Origin of the sequence: Paenibacillus gyeongsangnamensis (assembly GCF_027533625.1) — a bacterium.
Lineage (GTDB): Bacteria > Bacillota > Bacilli > Paenibacillales > NBRC-103111 > Paenibacillus_G > Paenibacillus_G gyeongsangnamensis.
In genome coordinates this window covers 179,990-192,565 of the sequence record NZ_JAQAGZ010000017.1, presented here as the reverse complement: position 1 = coordinate 192,565, position 12,576 = coordinate 179,990, and the positions used below count along the sequence as shown (strand labels likewise).

Annotated in this window: 8 protein-coding genes; 6 read left to right on the top strand and 2 right to left on the bottom strand. The window is 46.1% G+C overall.

Translation table 11 applies throughout. The annotated features are described in order from the left end of the window. Together O9H85_RS24445 and O9H85_RS24440 are read right to left on the bottom strand one after the other, a co-directional pair. Positions 1–845, bottom strand: an 845-nt coding sequence (locus tag O9H85_RS24445) for a transposase (RefSeq protein ID WP_269884019.1), incomplete at its 3' end; no start/stop codon positions are given. A gap of 437 nt (positions 846–1,282) precedes the next feature. Further along, positions 1,283–2,818 (bottom strand): CBM96 family carbohydrate-binding protein, encoded by a 1,536-nt coding sequence (locus tag O9H85_RS24440; protein WP_269884018.1) that lies wholly within the window; start codon positions 2,816–2,818, stop codon positions 1,283–1,285. Between the two features lie 368 nt (positions 2,819–3,186). On the opposite strand from O9H85_RS24440, the gene O9H85_RS24435 reads away from it, so the two are divergent. The 6 genes from O9H85_RS24435 (at position 3,187) to O9H85_RS24410 (ending at position 12,394) form a co-directional block, all read left to right on the top strand. Next, positions 3,187–4,098, top strand: coding sequence for an SDR family oxidoreductase (locus O9H85_RS24435; RefSeq protein ID WP_269884017.1), 912 nt, complete (start codon positions 3,187–3,189; stop codon positions 4,096–4,098). 271 nt (positions 4,099–4,369) lie between these two features. Continuing rightward, positions 4,370–5,185, top strand: a complete 816-nt coding sequence (locus O9H85_RS24430; RefSeq protein ID WP_269884016.1) for a metallophosphoesterase family protein — start codon at positions 4,370–4,372, stop codon at positions 5,183–5,185. A 26-nt stretch (positions 5,186–5,211) separates the two neighbouring features. After that, positions 5,212–6,561: an ABC transporter substrate-binding protein gene (locus O9H85_RS24425; protein ID WP_269884015.1), complete on the top strand. Its 1,350-nt coding sequence runs from the start codon at positions 5,212–5,214 to the stop codon at positions 6,559–6,561. Positions 6,562–6,627: 66 nt separating this feature from the next. After that, entirely contained in the window at positions 6,628–7,410 is a 783-nt protein-coding gene (locus O9H85_RS24420; protein WP_269884014.1) for a tyrosine-protein phosphatase, read from the top strand. A 115-nt stretch (positions 7,411–7,525) separates the two neighbouring features. Further along, positions 7,526–10,849 carry an S-layer homology domain-containing protein gene (locus O9H85_RS24415; RefSeq protein ID WP_269884013.1) on the top strand — a complete coding sequence of 1,108 codons (3,324 nt, stop codon included), beginning with the start codon at positions 7,526–7,528 and terminating at the stop codon, positions 10,847–10,849. Between the two features lie 324 nt (positions 10,850–11,173). Beyond that, a complete protein-coding gene (locus O9H85_RS24410) occupies positions 11,174–12,394 on the top strand; it encodes an IS110 family RNA-guided transposase (protein ID WP_269884012.1) in 1,221 nt (406 codons plus the stop codon). Positions 12,395–12,576 lie beyond the last annotated feature (182 nt).

Below are 12,576 nucleotides of genomic sequence, written 5' to 3'. Positions count from 1 at the left end.
GAGCAGTGTTCAGGAATGATGGTGTTTTTCTTAATTTCCGTCACGACCGCCACATCGTGCTTCAGGAGCGCTTCTTTCTGATCTTCGGCATCGAAATATCCCAGATCGGCGACCAGATAGTCGACCTTTAGTCCTTCGATTTTCTTCATCATTTCAATGAGCGGCAACATCACTTTGACGTCCGCCGTATCATTGGGCAGGATGATCGAGAACAAAACAATGGGGCCTTTCGGGCTTGGACAGACGATGGAGTGCTTACGGTAACCGATGAAAAACTTGTTCTGGTTCGCCTTCGTCCGTTGCATGCCGCAAGTAGCATCCGGATCAGAGTACGTCTTCTCGCAAGCGCACTGGTTCTGATCCGAGCAAGAGCAGCGCTTGTGCTTGTATCCGTTAACGTTAGCCCAAATCGGCCTAGAATCGATGCCCGTTAGCATCGGTAGCAGAAAGTCTTTCAGCTTCAATGCCTGGGCAATGAGGTCAAAAAGAATGGCATAAAACAATTCGCTGCTTACCTTGGCTCGGAAGTTGCTCAGGCAGCTGTGAGCCGGCACCTTTTCGATGTTGGGGACACCGATAAAGTTCCGCCATGCCTGATTTTTCGGTTCTTTTAATTGCCTCACCAGTTCTCGAAACGAGGAGATCTCCGGGCGGGTAAAGTACAGATAATGCATCCGAAAGCAGATTCTTGGATCGATTGGAGGACGCCCGCCATTTTTATAAAGCGGAGCGATCTTCTCGAGCACAATGGAGTCATCCACATGATCGATGTAATCAATTAATTCCGCATCAAAACCGAGTGTGTTATAGTAGTGGTAGGGCAGCAGTTCAAGCTGCAAGTCCATAAAAATGCACCTCGAGTATGGTTTGATGTTGGTAGGGGTACCTTCATTTTACCATTTCTCGCTTCGGTGCATTTTTGTTTTTATGCTATTTTATGAGCTTTTTGAACAGGCTCTATAAAGTAATTTATATCTGTAAAATAACCATTAAAAGAGTTTAGTCAGTAAAGAATTGTTCAGTGGACGGAAGTTCGTACTGCCGAACAGTAGCATCAGAGAATGGAGCTTGGCAAAATAGCCATTACCATAAGTCGGTATCCTAGTTTTATGTTGTGCAATCAGGATGGATTGTGTACGCAGAAAAAAAGAGGGTGAATTTAAGCTGCAGCTATTAAGGGAAGGAGAATGTGTGACGGGATTTTCGCATACACAAAAAGAAAACCCCGCGTTTTCACTTTAACGCAGGGTTTTGGTTGTTAAAGTTAAGCTCTTTATATAGCTTACTGATGAACCACGTTGACGTAATAAAGCTCAACAATGGTATATGGCGTAGTGGTCACCGTACCTGATGTCGCAGTTTGATCGTAATCGCCGCACTTGAAGTAGAATTGTTTTCCCGAATAGCTTGGGGTACGAGAATATACCTGCTGACCATTGATGTAAACAGTCAGTACGCCGCCAGAAAGCGACAGCTCATAAGTGAATTTTGAATTCAGAGCAGCCGTGTTATTAAAATAGATGTTGGTACCGGCTCCTTTTGCTTCTTCATATAAGATCTGGAAATTACCGCCACTTGAGTTGGGGGTTGCCGTATACTCCAATTCGCACAAAGGTATGGAATCGGTACTATCGAAAACTTGTGCAATCGTTGTTTTACCGCTCGTACCGCCACCTTGTAATGTCACAGCAGCCGTATTAGTCATTGTGTTCGTTCCGGTCCAACTCCAAGCTGCATTGGCTCCGCCGGTCGTTTGCTCCCTCAGTTCTGAACGGGGATGTACCGAGCCCGATGTGGTAGCACCAGTCTTAGGATCCATGAACGCCTGGCCTCCATCGGAAGCTTTATAGAAATAGGGACTGGAATATCCCGAAACCAATTGCGACGAACTAATCGTTGAGCCGTCCGGTTGCTGCAATGCCCAAATATGGTAATCAATAATGGCTCCGCTGCCAGCTGCCGTTGTTGCACTCGCCGTGTTGCTCGCGCTTGAAACATTGCTTGCCGCGTCGTAGGCTTTAACCGTATAGCTGTAGGAAGTGGAGGCGGACAGTCCCGTATCGCTGTAGGAGGTAGAAGTCGAAATGCCTACCTGCGTACCGTTACGGTAAATGTTGTATCCGTTTACGCTCACATTATCCGTTGACGCTGTCCAGCTCAAATTGATTTGACTGCTTGATGTAGCCGTTGCCGTCAAATTCGCCGGTGCAGTCGGAGGTTGTGTATCGCCACTGCCGACTCCTTGCTCAATGACGAGTTGAGGTATATTTGACCCGGATTCTTTACTGTTAAAAGTACTATATTTGCCTACCGTTTCTTCGAGTACAAAGGAGGCGATCTTAACGCCGGCAAGTTGTGCCTGCACATAGGACGTTACATCAATTTCATTGTACATGACCGTGGTGTTGATCGGAATACCATTGATGAGGTTGCCGACCGCCGGCTTGTTATTCCAGGTGAGGGTCGATTCACTCCAGCTATCTGTTGTACTGTAAGCATTCAATGTAGTAGATGCCGATGCGCTGCCGTACACACGCAGCTTTGCGGAGCTGACCGAAGCGACCGAAGACAAGTTAAATTTCAAATAAGCGTAACGATTGCTGCCTGATGCGGTTTTAACTGCAAGAGTTGTAGAAGATCCATAATTCGTACCGGCATTGGTTCCCTCATATACATAGGTATCATCCGTCGGAGTCAGAGCTATACTGGAAGCATATGCGTGAGGGGGGACATTTGTAAAACTGAATATCATTAAGGCCGATAATAAAAATACAAGAAGTTTCTTCATGGACATAGAATGAAAATCATGTTTAGCCATTTTCCATTCCTCCTTAACTTGGTACATATTACATGTAGTCAAACAAGCTCCTCTTTAAGCTTCTCGGATGTCAAGAAAACATTTTTATCAAACTCCCCCCTAAATTTGTTTTGTAATCGGTTACAATATTATCTTATCACATAGATGTACATATAAATTTTCAAAAATTGCTATTTAATTTTTTAGAATTGCGATTTTTCGATGCAATATTGAATGCAATACATTGAATGATGTAGCAGCAATTATTCCTTTTCACGAAAACTCACGGAGCCTAGTTGAAAAGATACCTTCGCAGTTATTAATATGACACAAGTTGACCTATTTAAGATCTATAATGAGCGTTAGATCAACGAAAGGAGTAACAGGTCATGAAACCTCTAAATGGAAAAGTGGCTTTGGTGGCAGGTGCAACACGCGGCGCCGGTAGAGGAATAGCTATCGAATTAGGAGCGGCTGGGGCCACTGTTTATGTGACAGGACGTACGACTCGAACACAACGCTCCGAGTACAATCGTCCTGAAACTATTGAAGAAACTGCTGAACTTGTAAGTAATGCGGGCGGCCAAGGAATAGCGGTTCAAGTGAATCATCTGGATCCTGATCAGGTTCAAGCACTAATTGTTCGCATTGAGAATGAACAGGGGAGACTGGACTTCCTGGTCAATGTTGTGTGGGGGGCTGAATATTTGGCACAGTGGAACGTGCCCGTGTGGGAGCACTCCCTTGAACGGGGGCTTCGTCTGCTTCGGCTTGCGATTGACACGCATATTATTACAAGTCACTTTGCACTACCCCTGTTAATCCGAAACAAGAACGGACTGGTCGTTGAGATAACGGACGGCACGGCAGAATACAACGATAAAAACTACCGTTTATCACTGTTCTACGATCTAGCCAAGACGTCTGTCATACGTATGGCTCAGTCTTTAGCCCATGAACTTTCGCCACATAAATGCACCGCAGTAGCAGTGACCCCGGGTTGGATGCGTTCTGAAATCATGCTTGATCACTATGGTGTTAAGGAAGAAAACTGGCGTGACGCCACTGTGAAGGAACCTCATTTCGTCATCTCGGAATCGCCCCGTTTTGTAGGGCGTGCCGTCGCTGCACTAGCTGGAGATCCGGAAGCTGCCCGATGGAACGGTCACTCTGTTTCAAGCGGTAAGCTCGCACAAGTGTATGGTTTTTATGATCTTGACGGCTCACAGCCAGACTGTTGGCGGTATCTCGTAGAAGTGCAGGATGCAGGTAAACCGGCGAATGCTTCCGGTTACCGTTAATATAATAGACCGAATTCAAGCGTTCTGTTGAAAGTTTATGGATTCATACAAGTTTAATAGAAGAAGATGTGATTCACGTCAATTGAGAAATCCCAATAGCAAGATGACCACACAATGTCTTTCACCTCGGTGAAGGACTTTTTTATTGTAACGGTACCTTTACAAAATAAAAAAGCCAATTTAACACTCATCTTACATACTAGATATATGATACTTGTATGCATGATGTAATTACATGAATACAAGATAGCAAAAATTGGAGGGACACGGCATGAAGATTCAATTTATTCACATTACCGACACACACTTGAATGCACCTGGGAGAGAGTTTCTGAAAGTGAGCATGGCGGACAAGCTAAAACAAATATTCGAACACGTGAGAATGTCGAAGTTGGCCCCTGCTTTTGTCGTCATTACCGGCGACCTAGCACATGAAGGGATCGCGGAAGATTATCAGTATATCCGCAAGCTTGTAAATGAAGGATCGGACATTGTCGGAGCACCGGTGCATGTCACGCTGGGTAACCACGACCATCGTTCGGCCTTCCGCGAAGGATATCTCGGAGAAGAACCGTCTGAACAGGCTTACTACTATTCCACGACGATTAACGGTCTCCGGTTGATCGCACTCAACTCCCAAGTTCCGGGCAAACATTCGGGGACGGTTGACGAGGAACAGCTAGCATGGCTGGCTGAAGAACTGACGTCATCTGCACCTAACGGTACTATCGTTGCTCTCCATCATCCGCTGCTAAATTTTAGCGGGATGCCGTCCGAGCACATAATTACGAACGCACCGGCGATCGGTGACATCCTCAAAACGGGAGATGATGTTGTATGTATTGTTGCCGGTCACGTGCATACGAATAACGTCGGACTGTACGAAGGAATTGTCAGTGTAGCTGCTGCCGGATCGGCTTTTGCCGGGGAAAGTACGGAAGATGGTCAGTTTCGGATGTACGATTTCTGCAGCTATAACATCGTTACCGTATCGAACAAAAACGTGACCGTTCAAACCGTTGTACTTCCGACTACAAACGTGGAGTACGCTCGGTTTGATATGTCGATACTTACCACACAGCATTAATAAGAACTCCAAGGGGGAGATGCCCTATGAAACGTTTACCCGCCATTTTGCTTGCCTCGATGATCTCGTCCATCGTTGCTCTTTCCGGTTGCAGTACAAAGGAAGAAACGTCTGCAGTTCATCCGTCGGGAAGCCAGGACATTGCGAATGAGGCCCAAACGAAATCAAACAAGAAGATTACGATTCGTTTCTACAGCTATAACCTGGGAAATGCCGTTTTCGGCGCGGGAACCCAGAAATTGATCGACGAGTTTCAGGCCAGCCATCCGAATATTTCGGTGGAAGGCGTTCCCGTCCCGATCACCGATCTGATGACCCGGGTACAGGCGGATATTGCTGCCGGCTCACCACCGGATGTTGCTCAGCTTGGTTTCGGTGCAATGGACTTGTACGTCAACGGTTTCGGGGCCGTACCGCTTGAGTCCATTGTATCGCCGGAGGAATGGAAGAAAAACTTTGAAGGCTTCTCGCCTAACGGACTTGCGCTTGGGAAATACAACGGCAAGACGTATGGGCTCGCCTTCACCTTCAGTACGCCGGTATTGTTCTATAATGCGAGCTTATTCAAAGAAGCCGGACTGGATCCGGAAAAGCCGCCGACGACCTGGGAGCAGACGAAGCAGCAGGCGCTGCAAATCGTAAGTAAGACGAAAGCGCAGGGCATACACGTTTCCGGTTCCACACCAACTTCTGGCGACTGGCTCGTGCAATCGATCATCGGTAGCAACGGCGGCTCCGTTCTATCTGATGATCGTAAAAAGCTGAATTTCGACGCTCCGGAAACGATCGGCGCACTGCAAATGTGGAGAGACCTTGTTGACAGTGGCGCGAGCGACAAGCTGAACGACAATGAAGCAATGGAGGAGATGTCGCAAGGTAAGCTCGGAATGTTTCTGCAAAGCAGCGCCATCCAAGGGTCGCTGCTGAAAGGTGCGACAAGCAACAACTGGGAGCTTCGGGCAGCGGAAATGCCCGGCTTCGGTACGAAGCCGACAACGCCGACGAACTCGGGAAGCGCACTTTTCATCCTGTCCAAAGATGCCGAGAAGCAAAAGGCGGCGTGGGAATTCCTCAAATTCGTCACAAGCGAGCGCGGATATACGATCATTACTTCGGAAATCGGCTACCTGCCGCTCCGTACGTCCATTCTTGACGATCCGAAATATTTAAAGGATTGGGCGAAAGATCACCCGTTAATCCAGCCGAACATCCGACAGCTGGAAAGATTGCGTCCCGCAGCCGCTTTTCCTGGAGTGAATTTCAGCCAAATTTCGACTATTCTGATCAATGCCGTGCAAAAAGCCGTTCTGAGTAAGTCCGATGTAACGAAGGTCATGCAAGACGCGCAAAACCAGGCACAGAAGCTGATGCCATGAGAATAAAATTGACCGTTTCGATCTTGGGAAACGGGCGCCGAAAGTACATTCTAAGAGGTGATATTTATGTCAACAATACGAGATGGGGCGTATCCGGGACAGAGAGTAATCGTTCTCGAGGGCGCACACAATTTCCGAGATATGGGAGGCTATCCAACGGAAGACGGTCGTTCCGTCAAATACGGCTTGTTTTTCCGGTCCGATGAGCTCGGGGCCTTGACCGAACAAGATTTGGAGTTTCTGAAAACTTTGAAGGTGCGGACGATACTGGATTACCGTAGCGAGAGTGAAGCAGAGCGCAGCCCGACGCCTACCTTGGCGGGTGTGGACTACTACCGTTTGGAGGCCAGTCCGATTGCGCCGGCAACGAGCGGTCGTGCGGAAGACTACCTCATTAGCGGTGCGTTGAATCGAAACACGATGATCGACATGTACGCGAAGCTTCCGTTCGCGAATCCCGCCTATCAGTTTCTGATCGGTGCGATGGGAAATCCGGAGCAGCACGGTATCATTCATCATTGCGCCGGAGGCAAGGACCGGACGGGTGTTGGCGCACTGTTGATTTTAAAACTGCTCGGCGTACCCGATGCTGTCGTGATGGAAGATTACTTGCTGACAAACGAGACGCTCGGGCCGAAAATGAAGCTGATGCTTGAACGGTTATCCGAGAAATTAGACTCGCAGCAGGTACAGAACCTGCAGGCTGTGTTCTCTGCTGAAGCAGATTATTTGCAATCGGCTATTACAGCGGTAATCGAAAAATACGGCAACTGGGATGTTTATTTCGAAAAAGAATATGGAATAACATCAGAGAAACGAAGCAAGATTCAGGAATATTGTTTGATCTAAACAAGAAACGAAAAAGGCTTAAATCAATCGGTGCTTAATACCGTTATCGGAAATTAGCACCGATTGATAATGTTGCCACTCATAGCAGAGCTACTAACATCAAAAGGAGAAGTTTATGAAGAAAAGTTTATCTGCTATTTTGTCCCTTGCTATCGCATTCTCGATGTTTGCATCCGTTGCTTTGGGTGCAGAAGCCAACGTAACGAAAGACTCTTCCAGCTTCAGCGATCTGAAAGATCTGGACGCGGCAACTAAAGCCAAGTTCGACGAAATGATTAAAGCCAGTATTTTCGACGGCGTTAAAGACGGCATATTCGGCGTTAAAGATAAAATGAACCGTGCGCAATTTGCAAAGGTTGCAGCGTTGGTCTTCCAATTGAAAGTGGACACCTCTGTGAAAACTTCCACTTTCTCCGATGTAAAAGCTGACGATCCGGCTAACGGCTACGCTCTTCCTTACATCGAAGCACTCGTTAAAGCAGGCATCACGGATGGCTATGCACCAGGCCAATTTAACCCTGCCGGCGAAGTAACGACAGAACAACTGGCTGCTTTCTTGCTCCGCGGACTTTGTCAAGACTCGGCTGCGAAAGCAACTCCAGGCGTAAGCGACAAAACCGTTTCCGACTGGGCAAAAGGCTACGTTGCACTGGCGCTTCAAAAGAAATTGCTGAGCAGCGGTGCTGACGGCACTTTCGGCGGTACTTCCGCAGCAACTCGTGAATTGCTGGCACTGGGCTCCTACGAAGCTAAGCTCCAATACATACCTCCGGTTGGTCCGATCGTAACCAACGTTTCCATCGTTAAAGCAGAAGCTACTGGCGCGAAAACGATGACAATCACGTTGAACGGCGCAATTGCTGATACTTCCAAGCTGAATGTATCCGTACTGCGTGGGACAACGATTTTGATTGGTACTCCTAAATGGAATGACACAAAAAACCAAGTAACTATTACTTTGGACGGTAAATTCACCGAAGGTACCTACACTGCGAAAATCGAAGCAGTTAAAGACGGTGGTTTAACGGTTACTGATAAAGGTACTGCCGACGTTGCGGTTCAAAACGAAAAGATTACTAAAATCGAATTCGTTAACGCTAGCGACACGGTTGCTCAGGGTGCTAAAGTTAGAGTGGCTTTCAAAGCTTATAACCAATACAATGAAGTTTCCGATCTTGCCGCTTCCCGTTTTAATATCGTAACTAGCCCGGATATGGTGAAAGATGTTAAAGGCGACCAGCAAGCTTTGGACGTTAATGTTGCAGCAGCAGTTTACGGTAAAACGTTGGTAAGAGACCAACTGTTTGCTGTAACGATCATCGCTCCGGATAACACAGCACAAGCAAGCAAAACCTTCAAAGTAGGCGACGTACAATCCGTCGCTAAAGTTGAATTGGGTGACTTCCAATACGCTAGCCGCAAAACACAAATCGAAGCTGGCGATACAGCTTACATCAACTACAAAGCATATGACCAATACGGTTTCGAAGTAACCGACCTTCCTACGCTGATCTCCGGTACTTCCACTTATACAACGGGTGTAGGCACTGTAAAGAGCGGTACAGATACAGTTACTATTCTAGATCCTGTAACGAATACAAACCGTATTTATAACGTGAACAGTGGCTTTCGATTCGTGGACAGCGAAACGGGCGGCAACAAACCGGATCTGAAAATCATTGCAGCAGACAGCGATAGCTCCAGCTTCCAACTGGATCAAGACGTAACCTTCTCCGTTGTTGCTAACCAATCCGGTCAAACAGCTGTAAAGAGCTCGAAAATCGCTTCAACGAAAATTCCTTACGAAATTTCATTTGGCAATTTCAACAAAACGTTGGCATGGTGCGATGATGATCAATTCGTACCGGTTATTGCTAAAGACAAATATGGCAATACTTTAACTGCCGATGAACTGGCTTCCTACGTTCAAAAACATCCTAGCGACTTGTCGATCTATGCATACGGGAGCTCCGGTGCAACTGTAGATACAACTATTGAAACTGGCGGTGCAAACAAAGGTTCGATCAGAATTACCGGTCTTACTCCTGAAGATGCAGCTACTCGCAAAGCGGGCAACTTGATAGTTAACGTACTGGTTGCCAAAACTGGTAAAACTGCAACATTCAACAGCCAAGTAAACGAGTACCGTTATCCGAACCAAATCTATGTTTCGTACAAAGCAAATGACGAAATTCTGCCGAATGCAACTTCCGTATTTATTTTGAAATTCAAAGACCAGTATGGTGAAGAGCTTGACAAAAACTTCTCCAACTACCGTCTTGAATTAAGTCTGCAGCGTACTAATGGAACAAGTACTGCAACAGATGCTGTTTATGCCTATCTCGACTATAACCCTACTGTAACGATTAGAGAAGCCAATACAGAATCCGCACCACTGGTTATCGATGGCGCTTTGAATGACAAAAGACCTGGAAGCACTAACCAGATCAGAGACTTGATTACCGGTAAAACGATCAGGTTTAGTACGCAAGCTTCAGCAGGCGACTTGATGACGGAAGGTACCTATCAAATAAAAGCGAAGTTGGTTAACAAAACAACGGGTACAACAATCAGCACGTCGACTAGCATTGATAGAATCAAAGCCGACAGAGCCAATACGGATTTGGTCTATAGCCTGTCATCCTTCCCGAATGGTGTATATGCAGTGGATAAGCTTTCCGATGCTTTGAGTGGTCTGAGTGCTGAAGTGAAATCTTACTTTTATGGTAAATTAGACATCAAAGCGAAAGACGGCTCAAAAACGGTTGCGCTGCCGGACAACAAATACTTGATCAAATCGATCGGTTTATCTAATTCCGCAGTTGCAAAAGAAGGAACGAAGGCTAAACTGGATGGAAGACTGCCAACTTACAGTGATAACGTTACCTTCGATGTTTATGGTCTGCATGGAATTAAAGCAGGTAAAACAAGTGTAACTGTTATTTTTGCGCCAGCTATAAACGTAATTAAACAAGCTACTTTAGAGAACATCAACATTGTTGAAGACGGCATCACTGCAAACTCTATTATAGCGGGGGAAAATGGTAAGAATAAAAAAGTTTCCTTGGCAGCCCTCAATAACCTGAACCTCTTCAACGACGATTTCGCTCAAAACAAAACGTTCGGCGATGTGAAAGTAAAAGACCAATTTGGCAACGAATTGAAAAACGCAGGTCTTGTTAAAGGAGATCAGGTACTAGGTATTGAGTTTTATGTAAGTGATCTGAAATGGAAACAAAGTATTCCAATCGGAGCAACTATTATTCAAACAGGTTCAGTAACTATTGACACCAGCTCTGGAACAGCTGTCTATAAATATCAGCCATACGTATATCAAGTTAACGATGGTATTCCTGTTACGGTTGATATTGATACGTTTAAGGCAAACATTACTACCGGTAACGGAAAATCAGTCAGCATCTTTGTTACGCCTCATTAGAGACGTGAACGATTATTGAATAAAGGCAGCGGCAGTATAGAACTTCATTGTCATAGTCCTAGGATGTCGCTTCCTTTTTTAGTTGATAAGACTCCCATGCCGCTGTTGCGGCACCACTGATAAATGAAAATTTTGTCCATACTTCTACTATGGCTGGCGAAGGTAGGTCGTAAATTCTTGGTGCCACGAGCCCGTTGATAAGACGGACCACAAACGACCCGGTGCATCGCAGATTGTTGCTCCTTCGGGAAGCACGTAGGGCAGAATAACCCTTTTGGTAGTTTGCACCAGCCTTAATCAATCCAGTCTAAGGAGAAGCAAGTCATGGATGTATTGCATGAACGCTGTTGCGGTTTGGATGTTCATAAGAAGAGCATCACTGCCTGCATCATCACCCCTCAAGGAAAGGAGATTCGAACATTTGCTACAATGACTCGGAACCTGATTGAACTCGTGGACTGGGTCAAGCAAAACCGATGCACCCATGTCGCGATGGAAAGCACGGGAGACTACTGGAAACCAATATACAACCTGTTGGAATTAGAAGATCTCAAGCCGATGGTAGTCAATGCTCAGCACATCAAATCCGTTCCCGGACGTAAAACGGATGTTAAAGATGCCGAATGGATCGCCAAGTTAGTAAGACATGGTTTGGTGCAAGGAAGCTATATCCCGAATCGGGATCAAAGAGAGATGCGAGAGATTATTCGTTACCGGCGAAGCATCATTGAAGAGCGAACACGCGAAGTGAACCGGCTTCAAAAGGTACTGGAGGGCGGCAACATCAAGCTATCCTCTGTGGCTTCCAATGTAATCGGAGTTTCCGGACGAAACATGTTGGAAGCCATGATTAACGGTGAAACCGATGCTTCCGTCTTGGCCGATTTCGCTCAAAAGAAACTAAAGTTAAAGAAAGAACAGTTAAAACTGGCGTTGGAAGGGCGACTCGGAGCTCATCAACTGCTCATGATCGAGAAACAGCTAGCCCATATCGATTATGTGAACGAACTGATCACGGAATTGGATACAGAGATCGATAAACGTATGGCCCCTTTTGCGGAAGACCTGAAGTTATTGGATTCTATCCCCGGTGTCGGTAAACGAACTGCTGAACAAATCTTAGCAGAGATCGGTACGGACATGGCACGGTTTCCAACCCCCGGACATTTATGCTCATGGGCGGGAATGACTCCAGGTCATGACGAAAGCGCGGGGAAGAAAAAGTCGGCCAAAACGCGAAAGGGAAACAAAAAATTGCGAAGCGCCCTAACTGAGGCGGCGCGAGCTGTAGCGCGAAAGAAAAACTCATACTTATCGGCTCAGTACCACCGAATCGCAGCGCGGCGAGGGAAGAATCGAGCGGCGATAGCCGTTGGTCATACCATACTAACCATCGTTCATATCTTGTTAACGCGAAGACAAGAATACCTCGAACTAGGATTCGATTACTTTGACCAACGAAAAAAAGAAATATTGATAAAGCACTCAATCAAGAGACTGGAGTCATTGGGACTCCAAGTAAATATTCAAGATCAAACTGCTTAAACTTAATGACATTAAATAATTGTGTATCCGGGGGCTTAGTTTCTTATTGCCAAAAATAGAGCTTAGAGGGCTGTTTTTAATAACAAAACCCAGCATGAAATTTTCAAAAGCTTTGGCGTGCAGCAAGTTACGATTTTTATTTTCAGGGCGGAATTTATAAGTTTTCGTAACTTATAGCTTCG